A 26,427-nucleotide genomic window follows, 5' to 3' on the forward strand; every position below is an offset into this window, starting at 1 on the left:
CGAAGGTCTTAAGAGTCTTAAGGATAGGTATTTTCTTTTACGTCAAACTTAGATGAACCGCCGTATACCGAACGGTACGTACGGTGGTGTGAGAGGTCGGGGGTTAGTCACCCCCTCCTACTCGATTTGTGAGAGAGGATGAGTGCACATGAAACCAAAAGTGATTATTTATAAAAAAGTGGAGTCGGCCATTCTGGAATATATTCGGGACGCTTGCGAGGTTGTATATTATGAAAATATCGACGATCATACATCCGCTTCGTTTTATGAGGAGCTAAAGACGGCTCAGGGACTCTTTGGCGCGGGGCTAAAAGTAGATGAGGAGCTTTTGGAAAAGGCTCCTCAATTAAAAATCGTCAGCAATATTTCGGTTGGCTACGACAATTTGGATATTGCCGCGTTGAACCGCCGAGGAATCATGGCGACAAACACGCCGGATGTACTGAATGAAACAGTTGCAGATACGATGATTGGCTTAATGCTGGCGGTAGCTCGAAGAATACCAGAGCTTGATCATTATGTGAAAGCAGGGGAGTGGAAGGCAAACCTTACCCCTACCCATTTCGGGGTAGATATGCATCACAAAATGCTCGGGATTATCGGGATGGGTCGAATCGGTGCGGCAATTGCCAAGCGAGCTCATTTTGGATTCGGCATGAACATTGTCTACCATAATCGATCCCGTAATGAGGAAGTAGAGCATATGTATCGGGCGAAGTATTGCTCATTAGAGGAGCTGTGTCAGGAAGCAGATTTCATCTGTTTGATGGTTCCACTGACGCCAGAAACACAAAACCTGATTGGAGAGAAAGAATTTTCCCTCATGAAAAAGACGGCGATTTTTGTCAATGGTTCTCGGGGAGCGACCGTTGATGAAGAGGCTCTTGTGAGAGCTTTACAAAATGGCGAGATTTTGGCAGCAGGCACAGATGTGTTCGTTCAGGAACCGGTGCGACCGGATCATCCGCTGCTCTCCATGCCTAATGTAGTCACTCTGCCCCATATTGGTTCTGCGACGTCTGAGACGCGATTCGCGATGGCCCAGTTTGCTGCTGAAAATCTCGTTATGGGACTTCAGGGGAAACAACCGCCAGCCTTACTGACGTCGATCCCAACGAAGCGCTCCTAATGACGATTTCGTAACCGAAAAAGAAAAAAGCCCATTCCATTCGGATATAACCGTCAAAATGGAATGGGCTTTGCAATTTGTATATGCTGACATTTCCTTACAATCCAAACAGAATACCCATGAGAGAGTAGATAATGACCGTTGAAAAAAGAACAGTCATATGAATGAGCGAGAAAATAAACATCGATTTTGCCCATTTCTCTGAATCCATCTTTTTATAGCCAAGAATGCTAAGTGCGAGCCAAGCGATGCTCAGCAGCAGAGCAACCAGCATCAGACCGATACTGAGAGACTCAAAGAGAAAGCTGGCAGCAATTAAGACAACCAGATAAATATTCGTTTGGATATACGTGCGTTTTATTCCTTTGACAACAGGAAGCATCGGAACCTTGGCTGCCTTGTATTCGTCATGCTTGCGAATAGCGATCGTGTAGAAATGAGGCATTTGCCAAATCACCATAATGATAAAGAGACCGAGAACAGCAGGATGAGTGATATCCGGATAAACAGCTGCCCATCCGATAAGAGGAGGCATCGCTCCTGAAATACTTCCGATCTCTGTATTGTAAATCGTTCTTCGCTTGCTCCACATCGTATAGGGTACAACATAAAAAAACAATCCTAGAAACCCTAGGAAAGCTGCTAGAGTAGTCGTAAATGCGAGAGCGATTAAACCCAGAACGGTCATGATGATAGCCAGCCATAGTACCACATGAGCTTGAATTTCACCAGTCACGGTTGGTCTCTTTTTGGTTCTTTCCATGATTGCGTCAATATCGCGATCGTATAGATTGTTAAATGCACCGGCTGCACCCATAATAAGGGACGAACCCACTAAAGCAAGCAAGATTTCTGGTAGCTTCTCAAGCAGGCTATAGTGGTATGTATACATAGCCAATGTCAGACCTGCGAACATTGGAACCAAGTTCGATTTAATGATACCGGTTTTAACGGTTTGCGACAAAATAGATGGCAGACTTTGTTTCTGCGCTGCTGCGCTAGCTTCTCCCCGCATGCTGAGCCACCTCCCCTTACTAGAATATATAAAAGTCAGCTCATAATCTAGAGTGACATGATTGGTAGTTTCTTTTTCTGCGTTATCCAAGCTAGAAATTAATTACATACTTATACGAATTTATATACTATGTGGTATATTAATGCTACAGGGTACGAATGTCAAGAGAGGGAGGGGGACGAATGGTCAGACGCAGACGAACGCAAGGGGAACGAAAAATGGAAACACGGCAATTGCTTCTGGACTCCGCTGTTGAAACCTTTGCTAAATTCGGCTTTCACGGGGCTTCAGTCGATAAAATTGCCGAATATGCTGGTTTCAGTAAAGGGGCAGTTTATGCTCATTTTAATTCAAAGGAAGAGCTTTTTTTGGCTATTATGGAGCAGCAGATGCACGCTCATGTACAGAACATCCTAGCCGTCATCGACCGTCACCATTCCAACACCCATTTTATAGAAACGATGCAGGACTATGTTCATTCTATCAGGCAAAAAAACCGGGTTTGGAGCATGCTGAATATGGAGTTTTTGCTCTACGCTATGCGGGAAGAATCCGTGAGCCGCAAGTGGTCAGACATGATCCAGAATTCTATCCGGCATATTTCCGCTGCCATTGATCAGTTGCTGATAAAGCAGAAACATCAGTCTCCCTTAACTGCGGATGAAATGGCTTGGACCATCCTGTCACTAGAGAATGGCATGGCCATTTTTCATTATATCAGTAAAGAGGATGTGCCCGAGCATCTTTACGGAAAAGCATTGCAAAATATTCTTTTCCCACCGCTTCTAGAAAAGTAGCAGAACAACACCCATTGTGGGATATACATATAGAGATGCTGATCATTTCAACTATCCTATCGGAGAGGAAGCCTATGATCAACCATTTCTTTCAAGACCCATCGCCAAAAAAGAAAACGCTGCTGCAATTGTATCGGCTGATTTATAAACACGGTGCTGTTTCCAAAGCCACCCTTGTGAAGTGGTCAGGAATCAAACAGTCAACCTGTTCCAGGCTAATCGACGAGCTGCTTCAGTCAGGCTTAATAGTGGAGCATGGCTACGAAGAATCAAGCGGGGGAAGAAGGCCACTTACCTATCAAATTCAGCCAACGGTCAATTACGTTGCGGGCATCGAGATTTCGCGTACGCATTCACGAGTGATCGTCATGGATCTCAGTATGACAATTATTGAAGAAACAAAGTATCCAATGAGGCAAGATAGTACGCCTGAAAAAATAGTAGAGCTAATCCAAAATGATCTATTACGCATTCTTCAAAAGTACAATATCACGGCCTCAAAGCTCTTGGGGATTGGAGTCGGAGCGGTTGGTCCCCTGGATCGAGAAAAGGGGATCATTTTGCGTCCACAGCATTTTCCTGCAGCAGGTTGGGAACATATCGCCATTAAGGAAAAGCTAAGCCAGACGTTTCAAACAAAGGTCCTGCTTGATAATGGGGCGAATACAGCTGCACTTGGAGAATTTCGAAATGGGTTATGGAAAAAAGCAGATCATTTGGTTTATAACATAACCGGTATAGGGATTCGCTGTGGAGTATTGACCAACGGTAAGCTGGTCAGAGGACCTGTAGACATGGAGGGAGCTTTTGGACATATGGTGGTCGATGTGCAGGGCAGAACATGCATATGCGGCAATGTGGGCTGTCTGTCAGCATACGCTTCGATTTTATCCGTACAACAAGAAGTGAATCGCCGTCTGAAAAAAAGGCAAAGCTCATACCTGTCCCAAATGAAGCTAACGGAAGAAGAAGTAAGCTACACGCAAATTTGTGATGCTGTTTCCAAGAACGACCCCTTATGTACAGAGGTCGTGAAGGAAGCAGCGTATTACTATGGTGTTGGGTTAACCAATTTAATGTATCTCATCCACCCCGATCGGATCATCTTAGGTGGCGCTTTGGTAACGGACATGGACTTGTTCTATGAAATCGCAACCGAGACCGCGAGAAAACGCATGAAACACTATGCTGATTATCAGGTCGTCATTAGTCGTGGCCTGCTCGGGGAACGTGCCGTAGCTGTTGGTGCTGCTACGATGATTTTGGATTACTTCATGGAGGAAGGTGCGTAGGCGTTGCAGCTCAGCATACTTGATTTGTCACCCATCTATGAGGGAGTGTCACCTCTTGTGGCCTTGCAGCAGTCAGTGAAGCTGGCACAAACGGCGGAGTCATTAGGCTACTCACGCTTTTGGGTATCTGAACATCACGATATGCCTCAATTTGCTTCATCAAGTCCCGAAGTGCTGCTCGCTCATATTGGGGCTCAAACTACACGTATCAGACTAGGCTCAGGAGCAGTTCTTTTGCCAAACTACAAGCCGTATAAAGTCGCAGAAGCTTTTTCACTACTGGCAACACTGCATCCAGGGCGTATCGACTTAGGCATTGGGCGTGCCCCTGGAGGTTCTGCCCATGCTTCGATGGCGCTCTGTGATCGCTTCCTGGAACAGGTAAGCCGGATGCCTGAGCTGCTCAGGGATTTATCGGCACTCCTCGAAAATGAATTCACGATAGAAGGACAACCCGTTTTCGCACGTCCGATTCCACCTGCTCCTCCTGCGCTATGGCTGCTCGGGACGAATAAAAAAAGTGCGGAATTCGCAGCGATGTATGGGACGGGCTATGTGTTTGGACATTTTATGAGTGAGCACGACGGTGAAGAGGCGATTGCTTTGTACAGGCAAGCCTTTCAACCGGTGAGAATGAGACAAGAACCAGCTGTAATTGTTGCGGTCAGTGTCATCTGTGCGGATTCGATGGAAGAGGCGCAAGAACTCGCTGAAAGGGGGAGGGCACGATCCTTTCGGGAGCGGGTTATCGGAGATCCCGACCATGTATCGGCAGTATTGAAAAAAATGGCGAAGAAGTATCAAGCATGTGAGTTCATGATTCTTACCGATATTCCTGATTATCAGAAGAGAATTCGGTCTTACGAATTACTCGCGCAATCCATGATTGCCTCTGGCGCCAATGTGTTGGATCGGACATAAATTAGATAAAAGTATAGCAGTTAAACTCATGGACTTTTTTCAGTTTCTCATGTAGTATTGCTACGATATGTATAATGCAACGGGCGAAAGAAGGATAATCCATGATTCGGTCCTACATGTTATTGTTGTTTTGTGTGACGTTATGGGGCAGTAATTTTGTGTTTGGGAGTATGCTTGTCAAAGAGTTTCCACCGCTTTTTCTTGCAGATGTTCGGCTGTTATTTACCTCGATGTTTTTGCTGATTTACGCCTGGGTGACCAAAAAATTCGTGAAAATCAATTCAAAAGAGTTAGGCTTGTTGATCTTGCTCGGACTGATCGGGACGTTGGCGAATCAAACCGCTTATTTTAATGGTTTGCTGACAACAGACGCTACTACAGCTTCCTTGATTTTATCCATGGCACCAATCGTGACAGCAGTACTCGCTTCATTATTTTTGAAAGAACAATTCACTTTGCGCATGAAGATCGGTTCTGGTCTGGCACTCGTGGGCACTTTTTTTGTTGTGGGGATCGGGGCTGGATTATCTGTCTCCAAGGGCGTATTACTCATTGTGATCGCCATGGTGACATTCTCGTCTTCGATGATCATCATTCGGAAGCTGACGCAGACCTTGCACCCGTTTATTTCAACAGTCTATTCCACGACAATGGGCACGCTTTTTCTGACACCTGCGGCGCTGCTCACAATCGATCCAGCAGCGAAGATCAGCCATGAGGGATGGGCGTGGCTCCTGCTTATTTTAACCGCGATTCTGATGCAAGGGGTTTGCGGGATTGTTTGGAATTCTCAGCTGCAAATCGTAGGTACGGGAAAAGCAGCTATTTTTCTTAATCTACAGCCGTTTGTCGCTATGCTTGTTGGCTTTTTATTGCTTGGGTCGCATGTCACTGCCGTACAAGTGGGGGGCTCATTGTTGATTGTAGCAGGGGTCGTCGTAGCCTCGATACGATCAAAGAAAGCTCCGCAGGGTGCGAGCGGGAGAGTATTGGCAGAACAAACGAAATCGGTGTAATGTTGCCGAAATAGGAAAAAAGAAGAGGGCAGAGATAGCCCTCTTTTTTTGTTGTGAGCGAATGTGTGTGCATCCCTTGTTATTTCTTGTATAGTATAAATAAATATAAAATTCAGAAAAGGGTGAATGTATGGTAAAAAACGATGATTTACGATCGTTTCCTTTTCCTTTTGGAGACAGTCAAGTGTACAAGTACTCGAATAATGCCACCCCATTACATCCGCCAAATGCAATTGAACTGACCGATAAGTACGAAGATGAAATTAGACTGAAAAGAGAGCTGCTTACAAACCATCCAGAGCGATGCTATCAATCATCATCAAAAACCCTGGATGCTCAGTGGGAAATTGTTGATCTTATTTTACATAATCTCGTCGGTTGTTACCCTGAGCAATTCAAGCTGGAAAAGAAAGATGAACAGTGGATATTTACTAACGTCCAGATGAAAGAAAACATGACTTTTACGTTTGGGGATCGAACAACTCTTGAGCTAGAGCCTTTGGATTTTATTGGCCGTCATGTTCAAGAGGATTTACTTTTGATGATGCAGCGGGATGGCGACCTGTTTTTAGATGCTGGACAGCTATGTTTTCCAGCGAATTGGTCTTTGTATTTTAACGTAGGTATGACCTTCAAAGAAATTCATTCACCAATTCCGGGCTTTCAGTCAGAATCCTTAGACGATCGAATCCTGCAATTTCTCATGCGAATTGAGGCGGGTACGCCCTGGGAAAGAAAAAATTGGTCACTCATGGCTGGCAACAAGTTAGATACCTCCCTCGAAACGTTTGCAGAATGGGGTCAGGCCCGCAAACAAGTGACAAAGGAAAACGCAGGAAAACTGGTGCATCTGAGAGTAGAGGTGCAAAAGCTATTTCGGCTGCCAAAAAGCAACGGAATATTATTCACCATTCATTCACACATGCTGCCTTTGGAAAGGTTTATTCAGCATACTCCTTGGCTGGAGCAATTTTATGCCATTCTGCACGAGCTCCCGGCCTTTATTTCTGATTACAAAGGGATTTCTTTGTATCGACAACAAGTACTTGAATATCTAGTAGAGGAAATGAAAAAGAGATGAGGAGTCAAGTGAAAGAGGAGCTTTTTTTTAGCAAGGGGAAAAGGAAGTACTTATTTTGTGCGGATTCGGAAGGTGCAGAGGCTCTTTACCCTCTCGTTCGTCAGGCAATGGAAGACAAAGCCTCATTTGATTTCCACGAAATAAAGCAAGAATCTGATTCCTTCCTTGAACTTTGGTTCAGTCAGCAAAAAATGGGGACGTATTTATACTTATCCGGGAAGTGGGACTTTGTTCATCGATTAAAAAATCTAGCTTTTGAGGCAGGCTTTACGGAATATGAATTGCAAATAAAAGTCATGGGACTGATCAGAAGGAAGTTAATTTGCTGCAAATGTCATGGGGTTAATGATGTCGATGAAGAAATTCACATCACTTGTATGCATTGTGGAATATCACTGGAAGTTTCGAACCATTATTCACGTCGTCTGGAGGCATATCTAGGCTATTCATCTATCAAATAATCTTAATACTGGAGGAGCATTCGCTTGTATCGAAATTCAACCATTCAAGTACGTGTTAGTCATATTCAAGAAGAAACCTCCACAATCAAAAGATTCACCCTGCAAGCGATGGATGATTTTATACTGCCGTCCTTTAGTGGTGGTTCGCACATAACAACCTTTTTGCCGCATCCTTCGGGAACGTTGGAGAGGCATTATTCTATTTTTAACATAAGTGGGAAGACAGGGCTATTTGAAATAGCCGTCCGCTTAGCAGAAGACTCATCTGGTGGCTCTCGTTATTGGCACCAGAATGTTAAGGTCGGAGATGTTTTATCAGTTAGCTATCCAAAGAATTACTTTCCAGTAAGCTTTCAAGCGAAGCATCACGTATTTTATGCAGCAGGGATTGGGATTACACCATTTCTATCCATGATGGCAGAGCTGGATGAAAAGAATAAGTCCTTTGAGCTGCATTATGCAGCGAAGTCGAAAGAGCAGTGTGCTTTTTATGACTACTTACATAAGGTTTTTGTAAATCAATGTCACTTTTATTTTTCAAATGGAGACAGCACAGAACGTTTATCACCTACTCAACTTTTGAATCATCGAATAGGGTCACATGTTTATTTCTGTGGTCCCGAGAACATGATTCAAGATTTTACCAATGTAGCTAAAGCATATGGGTATCCTTCCTTTCATATCCATTTCGAGCGATTTGCTCCCAAGCCTATTAAGGAAAAGCAGGCGTTCCAAATAAAAATGAAAAAAAGTAATACAGAGCTTGAGGTTCCGGCGAATTCCTCTCTGTTAGAGGTACTGCTTCAAAATGGAATCAAGATTCCGTACTCCTGCCGAGTAGGTGGCTGCGGGACTTGCGAAGTAAAGGTGGCAGATGGGGAGGTTATTCACTTTGATTCGTTTCTATCAGAAGAGCAGCAACACTCCAATCAAACCATGCTTTGCTGCGTATCGCGGGGAAAAGGAAGATTGGTTTTAGATATATAACCAGTTTTCACCGATAATAAGCGGCAGACTAGAAAGTTTTCCTTTTTCTAGTTTGCCGCTGTTTTCTGATCGAATCATTTTGTTTATACCATGCTGCTATCCACAGGGGTGGGGAGTACGCGATAAATTTTGCGTGGCCTTCCCCGATTCGTGGGGGTTTCCTCGCCGATTTGCTCGATGATATTGTGTTCAGCCAAATCGCTCAGGATGCGTCTTGCATTTCTCGGGGTCATTCCCATCCACTCAGCCATGTCTGTAGCGCTAATGTAATTTTGCCCTAAAGCTTTTTGTACTGAAATGATTTTGTTTAAAGTGGTGATACTTACGCCTGCTTTTTTCAAGCTCTCGCTCATTTCTTTGTCTTCAGTCCAATAGCCATAGGTAATGCTCTTCGCCTGGCGCAGGGGCCCCTCAATAGAGCCATCCGTATCGACGAGAATCGCAGCATTTGTAAACTTTTTGGCATGGACGAGCGCCAGTTGTGCATTCCTCTCAGCAGCCAATGCAGTTACCCCAAAACCGATCCCCATGTTGGCAGTCGAATTTGTCAGCAGCATGAGCTGTTCCAGGATAATCGTAGGGTGAAAAGCAGGGTTATCGTCGAGAGACCCGCGGGTGGAAAAAATAATAAATTTATAGTTGCCCAGTGCGACGAAGCTACCTGAAATAGATTCCGTGTAATCGAGAATAATTTCCTGCAGCTTGAGATCGAGACGTCGCAAATCGTAAGCGTTTGCAGGTTCATTAATGAGTCTTTCCACATCAGAGACTTCGACCAGCTGGACAGCAATCTGCGACCGTTTAAAGTGGAGGGTTTCGCCTTCCTGCACGATTTGCTTGAAGATCTCTCGAAATGTCAGCCTCGTAAAACCCATCCTGTAAACCCTGATTCCTAGCTCCTTCAATTCCTCCGCTACGGACAGCATTCCCGTCACACAAGCGTCGACCTTTCCCGCTCTGAATAAAGACGTATGATAGTTCACCCATTGATTGGTGAGCCTGAATTCTTCATACGGATTCAAATACGGATGTTCACAAGAGAGCTCAAGCTCTTCAAGTGTTTCGCGGAAATGCATCTCTGATACGGTATCAAAGCTGACTCGCTCAAGTGAAATTCCATCACGATAAACCAATTCTAGCAAGACCTTTGAGAGTACACTTGCATTTATTTGTGGATAAAACGCTTTTTTCTTTTCAAGGTGTTCTCGTGCAATCGAGTAAGGACCGATACCCGAGAAAAACCAGATATCAACCTCTTGATTGTTTTCTGACACAAATGCGGCTGCTTCTTCTGCACGTTGATACGTATAGGGGATGAGCATGAGTTGATCTGTAAACTCTTGGCCAACACCTGACATCATTTCCACTGAATCCTTAGGACCAACTATGCCGACTCTTATGATCATTATTTCCTCCAGCCAACGATAAACTACCGAATATTCTATATCGTCATGAAAAATAGGTATCCTCTTTTCGGCATCATAGTACGTTTTTTGTTGATATGCAAATACGAAATACCTCCAATCAACTGAGACAACATGGTGAAAGAGTGAAAAAATAGCGTAAATTAAGGATTCATTAGGGAAAAATTCCGTTTGTAGCATACTAAATTAGACGTTATTTCCGAAATTCCTCTTAAAAATAGTTAGAAAAAACTAAAAATCAGAATTGACATGAAATACAGACAGCGCGTATATTGTTGAATTAAGGAATGATTTAGGCGAATTTCCGTTAAGGGGGTGCTTGTGAGGTCGTAATTCCTATTTCTTTGAAAACGTCTCGACGTTTCTCATGAGATGGATGTGATCGGTAGGCGGATATGACCGCTTTGTATGTCTGAATAGGGGGCTTGTGGATGTCGCGTTATTTACTAAAGAGAATTCTAATGATGGTACTCACCTTGTGGATTATTGTGACGCTGACGTTTTCACTCATGCATATGATTCCGGGTGACCCGTTTGCATCTGAGTCAGATCAGCTACCCGAGCAAATATTGCTGAACTTGCGTGCGAAATATCATTTGGATGAACCATTGCCGATGCAATATCTTTCTTATCTGAAAAGTTTGGCAATGCTTGACTTAGGGCCTTCGATCAAATCGGAGACACGTGGAGTCAACGACATGATCAAGGATGGATTTGGAGCTTCAGCACTTATCGGTCTACAAGCAATAGCAGTCGCCTTGTTTTTCGGACTTCTTTTCGGAACGATTGCCGCTCTAAACCGGAATACATGGATTGACTATGCTGCAATGGTCATGGCCGTACTCGGAATTGCCGTTCCCAGCTTTATCATGGCACCGATGCTGATCAACTACTTGGCAATCAAATGGCCGCTCTTTCCGGTTGCTACGCTTGCCAGCTGGAAGCACTCGGTTCTGCCATCGTTGGCACTGGCCTTCGGACCATTGGCCATCATTACACGCTACATGCGGACAAGCATGATTGACGTGATGAATCAGAATTACATAAAAACAGCGGAAGCAAAAGGAATTCCAATGTTTTTAATTGTGATCAGACACGGGATTCGCAATGCGATTTTGCCTGTAGTTACCTTTTTAGGGCCACTTGTAGCAGGCTTACTCACCGGAACCTTCGTTGTCGAAAAGATCTTCGCAGTTCCCGGTATCGGTAAATACTTCGTAGATGGCATTTTCAATCGAGATTATCCAGTTATTTTGGGAACGACTGTTTTTTACAGTGCGATCTTGGTACTCATCATTTTCTTGATTGATCTGGCTTATCTGTTTATCGATCCACGAATCAAATTGTCGAGTAGGGGGAGGTAGCCTATGGCGATGGATCAATCGGTAAATGAGTTGTTTCGACCAAAAGCACAAAAGACTGATGGACAGATCGTCCAAATGCGACCAAGCCTCACTCACTTTCAACAAGTTGCACGAAAGCTGGTAAAAAACAAATTGGCGATGCTTGGTCTCGTTCTCATTCTAGGCATGGTGCTCATGGCAGTAATTGGCCCGCATCTGGTTCCATATAGCTACTCCGATCAGAGTCTGCTTACGGCGAACCAGGAATTATCGAGCGAGCATTGGTTCGGAACGGATGAGCTGGGACGAGATATGTTTTCACGTACATGGTATGGGGCACGCATCTCGCTCATTATCGGAATTACGGCAGCATTGATCGACCTTGTGATCGGTGTAACGGTTGGCGGTATTGCCGGATACATGGCTGGAAGAGGAAAACGCGGAGACCGAATCGATACGATCATCATGCGCATCATTGAAGTTTTGTATGGTCTGCCGTATTTGCTCGTAGTCATCATGCTGATGGTCGTGATGGAGCCAGGTATTCTTACGATCATTATCGCTTTGTCCGCAACAGGCTGGACTGGTATGGCTCGCTTGGTTCGTGGACAAATCCTGCAGCTCAAAAATCAGGAGTTTATCCTGGCTGCACAAGTGCTTGGAGCCAAGTTCCCACGAATTTTATTGCGTCATCTTATCCCGAATACGATTGGAGTTATCATCGTAAACCTGACCTTTACGATTCCGTCCGCGATCTTTGCGGAATCCTTTCTAAGCTTCCTCGGCTTAGGTGTACAAGCTCCTGTAGCCAGCTGGGGCACGATGACAAACGATGCGTTAGGGGTCATTTTAACAGGGGATTGGTGGAGATTGTTCTTCCCAGCCTTGATGATCTCACTTACTATGTTCGCCTTTAACGTTTTCGGGGATGGCCTGCAGGATGCATTAGACCCACGGATTCGTGAATAATCTCACCGGGGGATAGGAGGAATCAGACATGACAGATCATTTGCTGCAAGTAGAGAACCTCCGGGTACATTTTAAAACCTACGGAGGAGAGGTTCAGGCGGTCCGAGGGGTGACCTTTCATGTGGATCGCGGCGAAACGGTTGCAGTAGTCGGCGAGAGTGGCTGTGGCAAAAGTGTTACCGCCCAAGCCATTATGGGATTGATCCCGAACCCGCCTGGGCGAATCGTCGACGGGAAGATCACTTTCGACGGAAAATCAATCACGGAGATGTCCAAAAGTGAACTTTTAGCCGTACGTGGTTCAGAGATCGGGATGGTTTTTCAGGACCCGATGACCGCTCTCAACCCAACCATGAAGGTCGGAAGGCAAATTGTGGAAGGGTTTGTGCGGACACATAACGTCAGCAAAGAGGAAGCGCGCAAAAAAGCGATCGAAATGCTGAGATTAGTCGGAATTCCTGATCCGGAGAAGCGGGTGGACCAGTATCCGCATGAATTTTCAGGCGGAATGAGGCAGCGTGTCGTAATTGCCATTGCGCTCGCGAATACACCTAAGCTCGTCATTGCCGATGAACCGACGACAGCCTTGGATGTGACCATTCAGGCACAGATTCTTGATCTGCTCAGAGAGCTGCAAGAGAAGCAGCAGCTTTCCATCGTCATCATCACACATGATCTCGGAGTCGTTGCGGAAATCGCCCATCGTGCGGTAGTCATGTATGCAGGAGTAGTAGTAGAAACAGGCACGGTTGAAGATATTTTCGCGAGTCCGAAGCACCCGTACACATGGGGCCTCATGCGCTCCTTGCCACGTATTGACGGTACAGAAAAAGAACGGCTGGTTCCGATTGTAGGATCTCCGCCTGACTTGTTTGATCCGCCAAAAGGTTGTCCGTTTGCAGCCCGTTGTCAATTTGCGATGGAAATTTGCGAACAGCAGATGCCATCGGTCACTGATTTTGAAAATGGTCATCAGGCTATATGCTGGCTGCACGATTCACGAGCACCCAAGATCGACGAACTGGTGGCAGCAGGGAGGCAGGCAGGATGAGCGAAGCGTTGGTTGAGGTAAAAAATTTAAAAAAGCATTTTGAGATTGGAAATGGGGTTACGTTGAAAGCAGTGGATGGCGTGACTTTTACCATTAACCGGGGCGAGACCTTGGGGCTGGTAGGGGAGAGCGGATGCGGTAAATCCACGCTGGGCAGGACGATGATTCGCCTCTATGAAAATACAGATGGCGAAGTCCTATTTAAAGGAAAGAATGCACACCAGATCAAAGGAAAAGACGCCGCTCAATTTCATCGAGACGTCCAAATGATCTTTCAGGACCCGCAAGCAAGTCTCAATCCGCGAATGACCGTCATGGATATTATTGCCGAGGGGCTGGATATTCACGGATTGTCCCGCGGAGCGAGAGCGGATCGGGTGAAGGAATTGCTGGAGCTTGTGGGGCTTTCCAAGGCCCATGCAAGCCGATTCCCGCATGAATTCAGTGGTGGTCAAAGACAGCGTATCGGGATTGCCCGCGCTCTCGCTGTGGAGCCGGAGTTTATCATCGCGGACGAGCCAATTTCTGCACTCGATGTGTCCATTCAAGCTCAGGTTGTCAACCTTTTGGAAGACTTGCAGCAAGATAGAGGCCTTACTTATTTGTTTATTGCTCATGATCTATCCATGGTTAAGCATATTTCGACGAGAATTGGTGTGATGTATTTAGGAAAAATGGTGGAAATGGCGAGCAGCTTTGAGCTGTATGCCGAGCCACTGCATCCCTACACACAGGCACTTTTATCGTCTATTCCGATACCAGATCCAACAGTTGCGCGGGAGCGAATTATTTTACAGGGGGATTTACCGAGCCCTGCCAATGCTCCTAGCGGCTGTGTATTTCGAACACGCTGCCCGAAGGCTACGCCGCAGTGCGCTGCGGAGGTTCCTGAGTGGAAAGAAGTAGGGTCTAACCACTGGGTAGCTTGTCATCTCTATCAGTAGTTCGATTTTATCTTAATTATACAGGGGGAAACATTGTGAAGAAATTTGCAGCCTTCGCTTTGTCGCTATCACTTGTTGTGCCAGCTCTTGCAGCTTGCGGTGGCGGCGGAAGTACAGCTCCGGCAGGTGGAGGAACATCCACGAGCACGCCTGGCGCTGCGGTTAAACAGGAAGTCGTATTTAATGCCAAATCTGAGCCACCAGACTTGAACCCGCTCACATCAACTGACACCACATCCTTCTGGATCATGGACCACTTGGGTGAAGGTCTGTACACAAAAGACAAAGACGGCAATCCAGTTCTGGGTACTGCCAAAGAAGTAAAGCTGTCTGACGACAAATTGAAATACACATTCATTTTGCGTGATGATGCCAAATGGACAAATGGCGAGCCTGTAACTGCTGAAGACTTCGCCTACACATTCATGAAGCACATCGATCCAGCTACAGCTTCTACGACTGCTTACCTGCTGTACTACATCAAAGGTGCAGAAGCGTATAACAAAGGTACAGGGAAAGCAGAAGATGTAGGTATCAAAGCAGTAGACGAAAAAACGCTGGAAATCGAATTGGTAGCTCCGACTTCCTATTTCGATAAAATGCTGGCGACACGCTACTGGCACCCAATCAATAAAAAAGCGGCAGAAGCAAACCCAAAATGGGCTGCGAATGCAGACAGCTACATCTCCAATGGCGCGTACAAGCTAGTTTCTTGGAAGCATGATTCCGAGCTGGTCATCGAAAAGAACGAAAACTTCTGGAACAAAGACGATGTGAAGATGGACAAGATCACTTGGAAAATGGTGAACGACGCGACAACTTCGTATCAAATGTATAAGAGTGGAGAGCTTGATTTTAACAAAGAAATGTCATCTGACATTCTTGCCCAGGCAAAATCGAGCCCAGACTACAAATCCGTTCCTTACTACGGTACTTACATGTACATGTTCAACGTAACAAAGGAGCCATTTACAAATAAAAAAGTACGTCGTGCATTTGCAATGTCGGTCGACCGTAAAGCCTTGACAGAAATGGTTAGCCAAGGTGGAGAAACACCTGCATACTCCATGGTACCTCGTGGAGCAATCACGCCATCTGGAAAAGACTTCCGTGAAGAAGGCGGCGACTACTTCAAAGAAGATTTTGAAGAGGCGAAGAAGCTGCTAGCAGAAGGTATGCAGGAAGAAGGCTGGTCTACACTGCCAGAAGTAACTCTCATGTACAACACGGATGAAAGCCACAAGAAAATTGCTCAGGCCATGCAAGAAATGTTCAAGAAAAACCTTGGTGTAGAAGTAAAAATGACGAACCAAGAGTGGAAAGTATATCTGGATACAACGAGACAGAAAAACTACCAAATGGGCCGTATGGGTTGGGTAGGTCAAATCAGCGACCCGGCATTCAACCTCGACTACTACCTGGGTGACAGCCCGAACAACCGCACTGGTTGGGTAAACAAAGACTATGATGCTTTGAACATGGCAGCAAAAGTAGAACAAGATCCTAATAAGCGTATGGAACTCTTGCACAAAGCGGAAGAAATTTTGATGGATGACATGCCATTTATCCCGGTATATCACTATCAACAAAACTACCTGGTGAAACCAGGCCTCGAAGGTCTGACTTACCCAGTTAACGCATTCCCAAGTGCACGTTGGGCAACAAAACAGTAATGACTGTTTTGTTTGACCGCAAGCGGTCACATCTGCTTTTATGAAAAACGTCGAGACGTTTTTCACAGAAAAAAATAAGAAAAAAGAGGAGATTCTCCTCTTTTTTCTCTTTACATACGAACACTAAACATATAAACACCGACAAGAGAGGATGATTTCCCATGATCATGGACTATCTACAAGTGAAATCAGCATATCAATTGAAGGTGGTACCGAAAAAACGAGAGCTGACTTTTTTGAGCAAATTGACAGGTATCGCGCAATTGTATCGATGGAATGAGGAGGGCCTGACAGCCGAGCAGATCACATCTTTGCCGGATCGGGTTGTCGAAGTGGATCATTCTCCATGCGGAACAAAAACGATAGTGGGCATGGATTGTAAAGGCGACGAGCGGCAGCAGTTCTTTTTGCTGACGGAAAATGGGACAAACGTAAAACCCCTCACCGAAGCTCCAGCCTACTTTCACTATTTCGGAGGCTGGTCGCCATGCAGCCAAAAAATCGCCTGGTCGAGTAACCGACGTCATCCGCGCTGCTTTGATATTTTTGTTCAGGATGTGGAGACTGGCGAATATGAGGAAGTGTTCCGCTATGACGGACGATGTGATCCAGTAGGCTGGCTTCCGGATGGCACGGGTCTGATCTTTAGTGTCCAAGAAACCAACATCGACAATTCGCTCTATCTTCTCCATTTGCAAACGAAGGCAGCTCAGAAGCTACCGATTTGTACACATAATGCCCGGTATCATTCGTTGCAGCTAACCAAAGACGGCAAGCAAGGGTATCTTGTCACGGACCGAGACGAAAATACGATGGCGTTATGTCGCTTTAGTCTCGATAATGCCGACCTGCAGCCACTAGTTCATGTGCCAAAATGGGATATTGAGGAAGTGAAGCTGTCTGCGGATGAAAAGACATTGGCGTTTTCTATTAATGAAGGCGGCAGATCGACTCTTTCTCTGCTCCAGGTAGATGACAAGCAGTGGCAAAAGATTGAAAACGTTCCACAAGGAGTCATAACTTCACTGTCATGGATAACAGAAGATCAGCTTGGATTCGTGTTGAAAAGTCCTACACTACCAGGAGACGTGTGGACGTATACGATTTCCACGAATACCAGTAAGCAAGTGACGACAATCGGACGGTCGGAAGCAATCGAGGCAACCTTGATTGAGCCAGAATTACGCTCCTTTGCTTCATTCGATGGTTTGGAGGTTCCGTATTTTCTGTATGCAAAAGAACAGAAAGAAAATAGTCCTGTCGTGATTTATGTACACGGTGGACCAGAAAGCCAAATCCGCGCTGAATACCATCCAGTGTTTCAATACTTGGCTAACCAAGGCTTTACGGTAGTAGCTCCAAATGTCCGCGGAAGCATGGGATACGGTCGAGAATACGTAAAGCTAGACGATGTACGCAAGCGGATGGATTCAGTAGCTGATTTAGCATGGCTAGTGAAGGACTTGTCCAAGCTAGAAACGGTGAATTCACATGCAATCGGGATTATGGGCAGAAGCTACGGGGGCTTTATGGTCTTGGCAGCGCTTACGCATTATCCAGATCTGTGGGCAGCTGGTGTCGACATCGTCGGGATTTCGCACTTCCGTACCTTCCTCGAAAATACGGGTGAATGGAGACGCAAGCTGCGTGAGGTAGAATATGGCTCGCTTGAGCACGACAGCGACTTCTTTGAAGAAATTGCGCCACTCAATCACTCAGAAAAAATCAAAGCGCCGCTGCTTGTGTTCCACGGACGCAACGATACTCGTGTGCCAGTGACCGAAGCAGAACAGCTGGTAGCAGACATGCAAGATAGAGGACAGCAGGTGAATTTACACATTTTCGAGGATGAGGGTCACTTCACAGAAAAGCTGGACAACCATATTACGTTGAATCAAAAGATCACCCAGTTTTTTATGCAGCAATTAATGATGTCCACAAATGAAAAGGAGTGAATGATGCATGACAGCGATCAAACGTGGTATTACGGCAGAAGATTTGTATCAAATCCGGTATACAAGTGATCCACAGCTATCTCCTGATGGAAAAGCGGTTGCTTTTGTGGAGACGATGATTGACGAAGACCGCCAGTATCGAAACCATTTGGTATTACAATCACTTGATACAAAAGACCTGACATCCTTGACCACAGGCACCGTGCGTGATACGTTTCCTCGCTGGTCACCAGATGGTGAGACTATCAGCTTTGTTTCTAACCGTTCAGGTACGCCGCAAATTTGGTTAATCGATGCAAAAGGAGGGGAAGCACGACAGCTGACCCACTGCAAAACGGGCGTATCGAACCCGGTTTGGTCCCCGGATGGCAAACATATCGTATTTTCATCCATGCTGTCCCCGGAAGACTCGTTTTCAGATGTAGAAGGGGAAGCAAAAAAAGAAGCCCAAAAGGCAATCGTAGTTAATCGGATGAAGTACAAGTCTGATGATCATGGATACATCTATGACAAATGCAAGCAGCTCGCCATCGTCAATGTAGAGAGCGGAGAAGTGAAAGCGATCAGTGAAGGCCCGTACAATCATACAGTTGGAGCATGGTCTCCAGATGGCGAGTGGCTGGCGATTACTGCAAATCGAGCTGAAAATCCAGACAAGCAGCATAGCATCGATGTCTACCTGGTTCCATTTTCAGGAGGGGATTGGAAAAAGGTACCGAAAAGTAAAGGAACATTCTTTTTTCCGACCTGGTCACCTGACGGGAAAAAGCTAGCTCTTATTGGCAGCGAATCGGATACACATCTCCATGCTGCACAGAAAAGAGTTTGGGTCTACAACCTCGAGAATGAAGAGCAAACATGCATAACAGCCGAGTGGGATGTTCAAGTGGGAGATTCGACGATTGGAGATGTACGCTCTCCGGGTCATCCGAATCCTGGAGCTGTGTGGACAGAAGATGGCAAAGGATTGTACTTCATCGCGAGTGAGCGTGGTAATTCCGGTATCTATCATACGACTCTGGACGGGCAGATCACGCAGATTGTAGGAGGAAATCGTAATGTATACGGCTTTTCCCTACATGAAAAAGCACAGAAGCTGATTTTGGTCGTAAGCGATACCGCAAGCCCGGGAGATTTGTTTGAGGTGAATCTCGGTACCAAAGAAGAACAGCGCTTGACCGATGTTAATCATGACCTGTTTGCAGAGCTGGAGCTGCCTACTGTGGAGGAAATCGAATTCGAAGCGGAGGATGGCTGGAAGCTGCACGGGTGGATGATGAAGCCAGTTGGCTATCAGCAAGGTCAGAAATATCCGATGGTTTTGCAAATTCACGGTGGTCCTCACTCGATGTACGGAAACACGTATTTTCATGAATTCCAGGTTCTGGCTGCAAAAGGCTATGCGGTTCTCTACACAAATCCACGCGGCAGCTTTGGTTATGGAGAACGTTTTGTCCAGGCGTGCTGCGGCGATTACGGCGGAAACGATTACAGCGATCTGATGAGTGCCGTAAAATACGCGTGCAACCATTTTGACTTTGTCGATGAAACCAGACTCGGAGTTACGGGAGGCAGCTACGGCGGATTAATGACCAACTGGATTGTAGGTCAAACCAATCAATTCAAAGCAGCCGTTACCGATCGCAGCATTTGCAACTGGCTAAGCTTTTACGGGGTCAGTGATATTGGCTACTACTTTACAGCGGAAGAAATTATGGCAAATCCGTTTAACAACCCGGAAAAAATGTGGCATCATTCACCGCTCCGCTTGGCTGCTAATATCGAAACTCCTTTATTGATCATGCATGGTGAACAAGATCATCGTTGCCCGATTGAGCAGGCAGAGCAATTGTATATTGCACTGCGCTACCATGATAAGGCACCCGTTTCGTTCATCCGTTTCCCTGGCGCTAGCCACGAGCTGTCGCGCAGTGGAGATCCAGAGCAGCGTGTCCTTCGCCTGCAGTATACAGCAGACTGGTTTGAAAGCTATTTGCTGGCGGCTGAGAAGGCGTCGGTATAGTAGACATTCTAATTGGAAGCGATAAGGAGGCATTCGGTTATGGAAAAAGAACAAGTGCTCGGTTATGTGAAAGAAAGCTTGCCAGAAGCAGTTGAAAAGCTGAAAGAATATTTGCGCTTCCCAACCGTCTCTGCTCAGCACAAAGCTATCCCAGAAACGGTAGAGTATGTCGTAAAAATGATTGAGGACATTGGCGGAGAAACAAAGGTGTTGAGTGGGCTCGGTGGCAATCCTGTCGTTTACGGATTTTTTTCCGCAGGAAGCAATGGTGATGCAAACAAAACATTGCTTTACTACAACCACTATGATGTTCAACCGCCAGAGCCTTTTGAAGAATGGAATACAGAGCCGTTTGAGCCAACGGTCATTGATGGCAAGCTCTTCGCACGTGGAGCAGCAGATAACAAGGGCGATCTCGTAGCCCGCCTGACTGCCATCCAGATTCTTCAGCAAGCTGAAGGGGGACTGCCGTGCAATATCAAATTCATGATCGAGGGCGAAGAAGAGATCGGAAGTCCAAATCTAGAGCCGTATATTCAGGAGTATAAAGAGCTTTTCGCCGCCGATGCATGCATTTGGGAATTCGGCGGAAAAGATGAGGCAGAGAGAATCGGCATGGTGGCCGGAATTAAAGGTATGGCCTACATGGAGCTGACATGCGTCGGAGCCGACATCGACATGCACTCTTCAGTCGGAGCTTATGTCGATAATGCGGCATGGCGACTTGTGCAAGCTTTGGGAACGATGAAAAATCAGCAAAATGAAATTCTCGTGAAAGGCTTCTATGATGGCATCGTAGAACCGACGGAAGATGAGAAAAAGGTCGTTGCCGAGCTGCCATTTAACGAAGCTGCGGTTACAGAGCTGTTTGGACTGAAGCGCCCGTTAATTACAGAGGCAAAAGGAATTGATCCCCGTGATGCGATGGTATTTCATCCGACCATGACGATTTGCGGTCTGGTTAGCGGATACATTGGCGAAGGAGCCAAAACCGTTTTGCCGAAAAGTGCAAAGGCAAAGGTGGACTGCCGCTTGGTCCCTGGGCAAGATCCCGATCACATTCTTGCGTGCATTCAGCAGCATTTGAATGATCACGGATTTACGGACATTCAGGCAACAATGATTAATGGACAAAAAGCGTATCGCTCCGATTTCCACCATCCGTTCGTAGCACACGTACTAAATACTGCCCGCCAGGTTTATGAAAACGAGCCGGTGCTTGCACCTAATGCGGCAGGTACAGGTCCGATGTTTGCATTTGGCGAAGCATTGCAGCTTCCGATCGTGAGTACAGGGGTAGGTTGGGTAGGCTGCAAGGTGCATGCTCCAAACGAGTCTATTCGCCTAAAAGATTTCGAAGAAGGCATTGCCCACATGGTATTTCTGATCTCCGGCTTTGCACAAGCACTTGATCGCACAAAATAATCAAGGAAAAGGCCTCGCACTTTTTGTCGCGGGGTCTTTTGCAATCTAACAGTTACAGAGTGGACTTTCTTTTGCAAACCATGTACAATCAATCATAATAATGATGCGTACAACCTTAGGAGGCGAAAAGCGTGAACAGTGAAAACTCCCAATTTGAGATCGCTACCTTTGCTGGTGGATGCTTTTGGTGCATGGTCAGTCCATTTGACAAAATGCCAGGTATTGTGAAGGTCGTCTCAGGCTATACGGGCGGCCATGTTGAAAATCCGACGTATGAGGAAGTCTGCTCCGATACGACAGGGCACTATGAAGCCGTGCAAATTACATATGATCCTGCTCTTATGCCTTACGAGGAGCTGCTGCAAATCTTTTGGCGCCAAATTGATCCGACAGATGCAGGTGGTCAATTTGGGGATCGCGGCCAATCATACGCTCCCGCGATTTTCTACCATACTCCAGAGCAGGAGCGTCTCGCGTTGCAGTCCAAGCAAGAGCTTGATGCGAGTGGCCGCTTTTCCAAACCGATTCAAACTCTGATTCTGCCTGCGAAGCCTTTCTATCCGGCAGAAGAATATCACCAAGACTACTATCAAAAAAATCCACTTCGTTATCAGTATTATCGCGCTGCATCAGGCAGAGCCAAATTCACCAAAGAAGCATGGCGCGACCATGCAAAGCTGGAAGAATTGAAGAAAAAGCTTACGCCTTTGCAATACGAGGTTACACAAAATAGCGGAACCGAGCGTCCTTTTTCCAATGAATTTTGGGATCATAAAGAAGAAGGCATTTATGTAGACATCGTTTCGGGTGAACCATTGTTCAGCTCGCTGGATAAATTCGATTCTGGCTGCGGCTGGCCATCCTTTACGAAGCCGATGACAGAAGAAAATGTTACAGAGCACATCGATCTTACTCACAATATGGTGAGGACAGAAGTTCGCAGCAAGGGAGCAGACTCTCATCTTGGACATGTTTTCGAGGATGGACCTGGTGAGAATGGACTGCGTTACTGCATTAACTCCGCTGCCCTTCGCTTTATCCCGAAAGACCGCCTGGATGCAGAAGGCTTCGGGGCATACAAGCGTTTATTTGAAAAGAACTAGCGATAAATCGCATTGTTCCTTGAAGTGAATACCCGGCCGCCACTCTCGCACAAGCTGAGAGAAGGCGGTCTTTTTGCACAAAATAGTAGGAGTAGCATCGGGCACAGCACGAGGAGGGGCTATGAAAGGCAAGGGGAAATATCACATCTGGCTGATCGGCATGTTATTGGTGGCAGCAGCGTCATTAACCGCCTGTACTTTCGGTCAAAAGCCATCAGAAGAACACAAGCTTCCACCAGCTAAAACGGTTGTCGAAGGCGGGACATTAGTCATCGCCCGCAAGTTCGATGCAGGAAATCTGGACCCTCATTTTATTTCTACAATTAGTGCAGCCAGCGTTGTTTATCAAAAAGTTTACGAGGGACTAGTCACGCGAGATATCAATATGGTGATTCACCCCCAGCTTGCTACGGAGTGGAAGCAATTAGACGACGTGACCTGGGAATTCAAGCTGCGTCATGGCGTTGTTTTTCACGATGGTACCGAATTTAGCGCTGATGCGGTGAAAAAAACGTTTGATCGTGTACGTGACCCACGGGTAGGGTCAACCAGAGCGGCTATGTTTGACAAAATAAAAGAAGTGAAGGTCTTGGACGACTATACCGTACAAATTCGACTTTCTGCCCCGTTTACCCCCATTCTTTCCATTTTGGCAAGTCATGAAGGAAGCATCCTGAGTCCCAAAGCAATAGCCACCTACGGAAAGGATCTTTCGCATCATCCCGTTGGCACAGGACCGTTTACGTTTTCGTCGTGGACAGCGGAGAAAGAAATAGTCTTGAAAGAGAATCAGCAGTACTGGGGCAATAAACCCAAGCTAGATCAGATCATTTTTCGCGTGATACCTGATGATGGAGAAAGAATTGAGCTAGTAGAGCAAGGAGATGCCCAGATTGCCGAATCTATTCCGGTTACAGAGATCGAGCGGATTCAGTCGTCACAACAGATGAGGATTTATCGCAGCGAGGCGCTCGGCACTGAATTTGTGGGGTTCAATGTCGCTAAAAAACCGCTAAATGATTTACGCGTTCGCCAAGCAATCAGCTATGCAATCGAAACGAGCTCCATCATAAAAGGGGTATATAACAATGTCGGCACACAAGCGAATTCCACACTTGGCCCCAAAGTATTCGGGTACTCCTCCGTACTCAAGAAATATCCATACGATTTAAATAAAGCGAGAGATTTGCTTGACCAAGCAGGTTATCCAGACGGGTTTTCTACTACGATCCTTACCTATGACAGAATGGACCGTATCAACGTTGCCGGAGTTATTCGATCTCAGCTAAAAGGGATTGGCATTGATGCCAAAATTCAGGTCGTCAGCTATGATGCCTTCGTGGATACGCTGGAAAGAACAAAGGAGCACGACATATTTGTAAGCGGCTGGGGCAATGCCACTGGTGATGCCGATTACAACCAGTACAATCTCTTCCATACGATGGGTGGAGGGAGAGGGAATAGCTTTATGTACAGCAATCGCGAGCTGGATCAATTGATTGAAGCAGGAAGAGAGGAAACAAATACACAAAAGAGATTGAGCATCTACGCGAAAGCGCAAGAGTTGGAAATGAAAGAAGCGTTGATCGTACCTTTTCGCAATCTGGAAAATCTGGCAGCCATCCATAACAGCATCGAAGGCTTTGCCATGAGTCCAGCTGGTTATCTCATGCTAGATAAGGTCATGATCAAGAAATGAGCAAAAAGACACTCTTCATTTCAAGAGTGTCTTTTCGTTTCGATGAAAAACTATAAGTACATAGTTTATAAGTATAAACAGAATAGTGATTTTTTATAGAATTGTGAAAAGTGGTGCAGTATAATGAAAAATATTTTTAATTAAAATAAAAAGTGGGAGAGAGACAAAGTGAACACCGTAGAGAGAATAAGCAAATTTGTTGGGGGCACTTTTTCCATTTGGGTAATTCTGTTTGCCATTCTTGGATTTTTTGCACCTGAAGCTTTTATTAGAGGAAAAGGGTATATATCGATTTTGCTTGGCGTGATTATGTTCGGAATGGGGCTGACTCTATCATCGGCTGATTTCCGAGAGGTTTTTCGTCGTCCGGTTGACGTTCTCATTGGAGTGGTTGGACATTATCTCATCATGCCATCGCTTGCCTATGTCTTGGCTGTCGTTCTCAATCTACCGCCAGATATTGCAGTTGGGGTAATCTTGGTAGGCTGCTGTCCAAGTGGTACCGCGTCCAATGTCATGACGTACCTTTCCAAAGGGGATGTAGCCTTAGGTGTTTCCGTTGCAGCTGTATCTACGCTGATCGCACCGATCGCCACCCCTGCACTCATTTCGCTACTGGCCGGTCATTGGATGGAGATCAATACGCAATCATTGTTCATGGATATCGTAATGGTCGTCATCGTTCCGATTGTGCTCGGCGTCATCGTCAAGGCATTATTTCATAAACAGGCGGAAGCGAGCGCAAAAGCATTACCACTCATTTCAACCATCGCAATTGTATTGATCGTGGCCATCGTGGTTGCCATTAATAAAGGTAAGATCGTGGAAACTGGCTTAATCATTTTTGCCGTTGTCATTTTGCATAACGTATTGGGCTATTTATTGGGCTACCTATTTGCTAAGCTGTTTGGCTTGAATCTTGCGAAGCGTAAGGCCATCACTTTAGAAACGGGGATGCAAAACTCCGGCCTTGGAGCTGCCTTGGCAGCGGCTCACTTTAATCCGCTTGCGGCTGTACCAAGTGCCATTTTTAGTGTATGGCACAATATTTCCGGATCAGTTCTGGCAACCTGGTTTGCCAAAAAAGAAGAGAAGTAATCATAACCCTCATGAGAATCAAGGCAAGCAATTGATTTTCATGAGGGTTTTTACATGATGGTTTACATTTTTGAAAAAATGGGAATTTACAGAAACATAGCTTGGGATTGTGTCGGGACATGAGATTTTTCCAAAAACATGTGATAGCGAGGGACGTTTTTGATCAAGGTAGCTTGGGTAATCGGTAAACTGGTAGCTGGTATTTTTCTGTCAATTTTCTATATCAAACTCCTCTTTCATCATCACGTATTTACATTTTCGTTATTTGGTACGGATAATCGAAACTTGAATTACTATTTCCCTGCTCTTGTAAGTGGACCGCTTTTGGTTTTCCTGCTTTCCAGCAGAAAATGGAGTGTGGCCGGGTTTATTGTTCTTCTGCTCATGGTTGTGCTACCTAGCATCGATGTTCATCAGCAAGCGGCAATAAAAGCAGAAGAAGAAAGAGAGTATCAGGAGCATTTGCGCAGACAAATGGCAGCGGAACAGTCAGCTCTTCCTGTCATTGCAAAAGCATATCCAGGGAAAATAACCAATCAAGAATTTGATGGTGGTCCATGGGGAGATTGTACATCCATTCTTGCTCGTGTGGAAGGAAGCCGAGGAACGATCTTGTACGATTACGATATCGTGCAAGATCGAATAGTAGGGAGCTTGACGGAGGACTTGTTTAAGCCCGCAGTTCTCAAGTACCTTCCCGACGCTAGTGAAATTCATGTTACAAAAACCAGCTTTGGCTTGATCGAATTTACGTTTAAGCATAAAGGGAAGGAAAGGGAAGCGACCGCATTTCTAGAATACGGTTGTCAACCGCTGTCATTGGTGTCCATCCTGTACGAGACAGATGAAGACTACAATGAAATTCCAACTCCGTATAGCTTTTTGGATACGCCCTAACAGATGTTTATTGGAAAGAAATAAATTTCAATGTGATAAAATGTCAGGTTCATGTGACGAAAATAGGGGGAACTATGTCATAATGAGTAGGTACTCTGCTTGCGGTAGGGATCCACAATTAGTA

The 26,427-nt window shown here is 45.8% G+C and carries 22 protein-coding genes; 20 read left to right on the top strand and 2 right to left on the bottom strand.

The window, feature by feature from the left end:
* The first annotated feature begins 148 nt into the window (after window positions 1–148).
* On the top strand, window positions 149–1,129 hold the full coding sequence (locus C3B52_RS11375; RefSeq protein ID WP_103106204.1) for a 2-hydroxyacid dehydrogenase: 981 nt from the start codon (window positions 149–151) through the stop codon (window positions 1,127–1,129).
* 97 nt (window positions 1,130–1,226) lie between these two features.
* On the opposite strand, the gene cyoE is transcribed toward C3B52_RS11375, so the two are convergent.
* Window positions 1,227–2,144, bottom strand: a complete 918-nt coding sequence (gene cyoE, locus C3B52_RS11380; protein ID WP_103106205.1) for a heme o synthase — start codon at window positions 2,142–2,144, stop codon at window positions 1,227–1,229.
* A gap of 182 nt (window positions 2,145–2,326) precedes the next feature.
* On the opposite strand from cyoE, the gene C3B52_RS11385 reads away from it, so the two are divergent.
* From C3B52_RS11385 to C3B52_RS11415, 7 genes are all read left to right on the top strand, one after another.
* Window positions 2,327–2,941 carry a TetR/AcrR family transcriptional regulator gene (locus C3B52_RS11385; protein ID WP_103106206.1) on the top strand — a complete coding sequence of 205 codons (615 nt, stop codon included), beginning with the start codon at window positions 2,327–2,329 and terminating at the stop codon, window positions 2,939–2,941.
* A gap of 74 nt (window positions 2,942–3,015) precedes the next feature.
* Window positions 3,016–4,233 (top strand): ROK family transcriptional regulator, encoded by a 1,218-nt coding sequence (locus C3B52_RS11390; protein ID WP_164684756.1) that lies wholly within the window; start codon window positions 3,016–3,018, stop codon window positions 4,231–4,233.
* A gap of 3 nt (window positions 4,234–4,236) precedes the next feature.
* Entirely contained in the window at window positions 4,237–5,154 is a 918-nt protein-coding gene (locus tag C3B52_RS11395) for an LLM class flavin-dependent oxidoreductase (protein WP_103106208.1), read from the top strand.
* A 101-nt stretch (window positions 5,155–5,255) separates the two neighbouring features.
* Window positions 5,256–6,170: a DMT family transporter gene (locus C3B52_RS11400; protein ID WP_103106209.1), complete on the top strand. Its 915-nt coding sequence runs from the start codon at window positions 5,256–5,258 to the stop codon at window positions 6,168–6,170.
* A 184-nt stretch (window positions 6,171–6,354) separates the two neighbouring features.
* Window positions 6,355–7,251 carry a heme-dependent oxidative N-demethylase family protein gene (locus tag C3B52_RS11405; RefSeq protein WP_235615675.1) on the top strand — a complete coding sequence of 299 codons (897 nt, stop codon included), beginning with the start codon at window positions 6,355–6,357 and terminating at the stop codon, window positions 7,249–7,251.
* Between the two features lie 8 nt (window positions 7,252–7,259).
* Window positions 7,260–7,712 carry a dimethylamine monooxygenase subunit DmmA family protein gene (locus C3B52_RS11410; RefSeq protein WP_164684757.1) on the top strand — a complete coding sequence of 151 codons (453 nt, stop codon included), beginning with the start codon at window positions 7,260–7,262 and terminating at the stop codon, window positions 7,710–7,712.
* A 24-nt stretch (window positions 7,713–7,736) separates the two neighbouring features.
* On the top strand, window positions 7,737–8,699 hold the full coding sequence (locus C3B52_RS11415; protein ID WP_276527238.1) for a PDR/VanB family oxidoreductase: 963 nt from the start codon (window positions 7,737–7,739) through the stop codon (window positions 8,697–8,699).
* Window positions 8,700–8,782: 83 nt separating this feature from the next.
* Here C3B52_RS11415 and C3B52_RS11420 read toward each other — a convergent pair whose 3' ends face one another.
* Window positions 8,783–10,102: a hypothetical protein gene (locus tag C3B52_RS11420; protein WP_103106471.1), complete on the bottom strand. Its 1,320-nt coding sequence runs from the start codon at window positions 10,100–10,102 to the stop codon at window positions 8,783–8,785.
* 452 nt (window positions 10,103–10,554) lie between these two features.
* Between C3B52_RS11420 and C3B52_RS11425 the strand changes: the two genes are divergently transcribed.
* The 12 genes from C3B52_RS11425 to C3B52_RS11480 all read left to right on the top strand — a co-directional run bounded on the left by C3B52_RS11425 (window position 10,555) and on the right by C3B52_RS11480 (window position 26,303).
* Window positions 10,555–11,487 (top strand): ABC transporter permease, encoded by a 933-nt coding sequence (locus tag C3B52_RS11425; RefSeq protein WP_103106212.1) that lies wholly within the window; start codon window positions 10,555–10,557, stop codon window positions 11,485–11,487.
* Between the two features lie 3 nt (window positions 11,488–11,490).
* Complete coding sequence (locus C3B52_RS11430) at window positions 11,491–12,435, top strand: ABC transporter permease (RefSeq protein ID WP_103106213.1); 945 nt, start codon at window positions 11,491–11,493, stop codon at window positions 12,433–12,435.
* 28 nt (window positions 12,436–12,463) lie between these two features.
* Window positions 12,464–13,486, top strand: a complete 1,023-nt coding sequence (locus tag C3B52_RS11435; RefSeq protein ID WP_103106214.1) for an ABC transporter ATP-binding protein — start codon at window positions 12,464–12,466, stop codon at window positions 13,484–13,486.
* On the top strand, window positions 13,483–14,430 hold the full coding sequence (locus C3B52_RS11440; protein ID WP_103106215.1) for an ABC transporter ATP-binding protein: 948 nt from the start codon (window positions 13,483–13,485) through the stop codon (window positions 14,428–14,430). The genes C3B52_RS11435 and C3B52_RS11440 overlap by 4 nt, the downstream gene beginning before the upstream one ends.
* 35 nt (window positions 14,431–14,465) lie before the next feature.
* Window positions 14,466–16,103 (top strand): peptide ABC transporter substrate-binding protein, encoded by a 1,638-nt coding sequence (locus C3B52_RS11445; RefSeq protein ID WP_103106216.1) that lies wholly within the window; start codon window positions 14,466–14,468, stop codon window positions 16,101–16,103.
* Between the two features lie 161 nt (window positions 16,104–16,264).
* Window positions 16,265–18,058: a S9 family peptidase gene (locus tag C3B52_RS11450; protein WP_103106217.1), complete on the top strand. Its 1,794-nt coding sequence runs from the start codon at window positions 16,265–16,267 to the stop codon at window positions 18,056–18,058.
* Window positions 18,059–18,065: 7 nt separating this feature from the next.
* On the top strand, window positions 18,066–20,081 hold the full coding sequence (locus C3B52_RS11455) for a S9 family peptidase (protein ID WP_103106218.1): 2,016 nt from the start codon (window positions 18,066–18,068) through the stop codon (window positions 20,079–20,081).
* A 39-nt stretch (window positions 20,082–20,120) separates the two neighbouring features.
* Window positions 20,121–21,506 (top strand): M20/M25/M40 family metallo-hydrolase, encoded by a 1,386-nt coding sequence (locus C3B52_RS11460; RefSeq protein WP_103106219.1) that lies wholly within the window; start codon window positions 20,121–20,123, stop codon window positions 21,504–21,506.
* Window positions 21,507–21,637: 131 nt separating this feature from the next.
* Window positions 21,638–22,609: a peptide-methionine (S)-S-oxide reductase MsrA gene (gene msrA, locus C3B52_RS11465; RefSeq protein WP_103106220.1), complete on the top strand. Its 972-nt coding sequence runs from the start codon at window positions 21,638–21,640 to the stop codon at window positions 22,607–22,609.
* Window positions 22,610–22,730: 121 nt separating this feature from the next.
* A complete protein-coding gene (locus tag C3B52_RS11470; protein WP_103106221.1) occupies window positions 22,731–24,308 on the top strand; it encodes a glutathione ABC transporter substrate-binding protein in 1,578 nt (525 codons plus the stop codon).
* Window positions 24,309–24,476: 168 nt separating this feature from the next.
* Window positions 24,477–25,406 carry a bile acid:sodium symporter family protein gene (locus C3B52_RS11475; RefSeq protein ID WP_103106222.1) on the top strand — a complete coding sequence of 310 codons (930 nt, stop codon included), beginning with the start codon at window positions 24,477–24,479 and terminating at the stop codon, window positions 25,404–25,406.
* Window positions 25,407–25,565: 159 nt separating this feature from the next.
* A complete protein-coding gene (locus tag C3B52_RS11480) occupies window positions 25,566–26,303 on the top strand; it encodes a hypothetical protein (RefSeq protein ID WP_103106223.1) in 738 nt (245 codons plus the stop codon).
* Window positions 26,304–26,427 lie beyond the last annotated feature (124 nt).

The organism is Brevibacillus reuszeri (genome assembly GCF_002897295.1).
In the GTDB taxonomy this organism is placed as follows: Bacteria; Bacillota; Bacilli; order Brevibacillales; family Brevibacillaceae; genus Brevibacillus; species Brevibacillus reuszeri_A.

Coding starts and splice junctions, on each gene's coding strand:
- C3B52_RS11375 (WP_103106204.1), top strand. CDS start 149: ATGAAACCAAAAGTGATTATTTATAAAAAAGTGGAGTCGGCCATTCTG.
- cyoE (WP_103106205.1), bottom strand. CDS start 2,144: ATGCGGGGAGAAGCTAGCGCAGCAGCGCAGAAACAAAGTCTGCCATCT.
- C3B52_RS11385 (WP_103106206.1), top strand. CDS start 2,327: ATGGTCAGACGCAGACGAACGCAAGGGGAACGAAAAATGGAAACACGG.
- C3B52_RS11390 (WP_164684756.1), top strand. CDS start 3,016: ATGATCAACCATTTCTTTCAAGACCCATCGCCAAAAAAGAAAACGCTG.
- C3B52_RS11400 (WP_103106209.1), top strand. CDS start 5,256: ATGATTCGGTCCTACATGTTATTGTTGTTTTGTGTGACGTTATGGGGC.
- C3B52_RS11425 (WP_103106212.1), top strand. CDS start 10,555: ATGTCGCGTTATTTACTAAAGAGAATTCTAATGATGGTACTCACCTTG.
- C3B52_RS11430 (WP_103106213.1), top strand. CDS start 11,491: ATGGCGATGGATCAATCGGTAAATGAGTTGTTTCGACCAAAAGCACAA.
- C3B52_RS11435 (WP_103106214.1), top strand. CDS start 12,464: ATGACAGATCATTTGCTGCAAGTAGAGAACCTCCGGGTACATTTTAAA.
- C3B52_RS11440 (WP_103106215.1), top strand. CDS start 13,483: ATGAGCGAAGCGTTGGTTGAGGTAAAAAATTTAAAAAAGCATTTTGAG.
- C3B52_RS11450 (WP_103106217.1), top strand. CDS start 16,265: ATGATCATGGACTATCTACAAGTGAAATCAGCATATCAATTGAAGGTG.
- C3B52_RS11455 (WP_103106218.1), top strand. CDS start 18,066: ATGACAGCGATCAAACGTGGTATTACGGCAGAAGATTTGTATCAAATC.
- C3B52_RS11460 (WP_103106219.1), top strand. CDS start 20,121: ATGGAAAAAGAACAAGTGCTCGGTTATGTGAAAGAAAGCTTGCCAGAA.
- C3B52_RS11470 (WP_103106221.1), top strand. CDS start 22,731: ATGAAAGGCAAGGGGAAATATCACATCTGGCTGATCGGCATGTTATTG.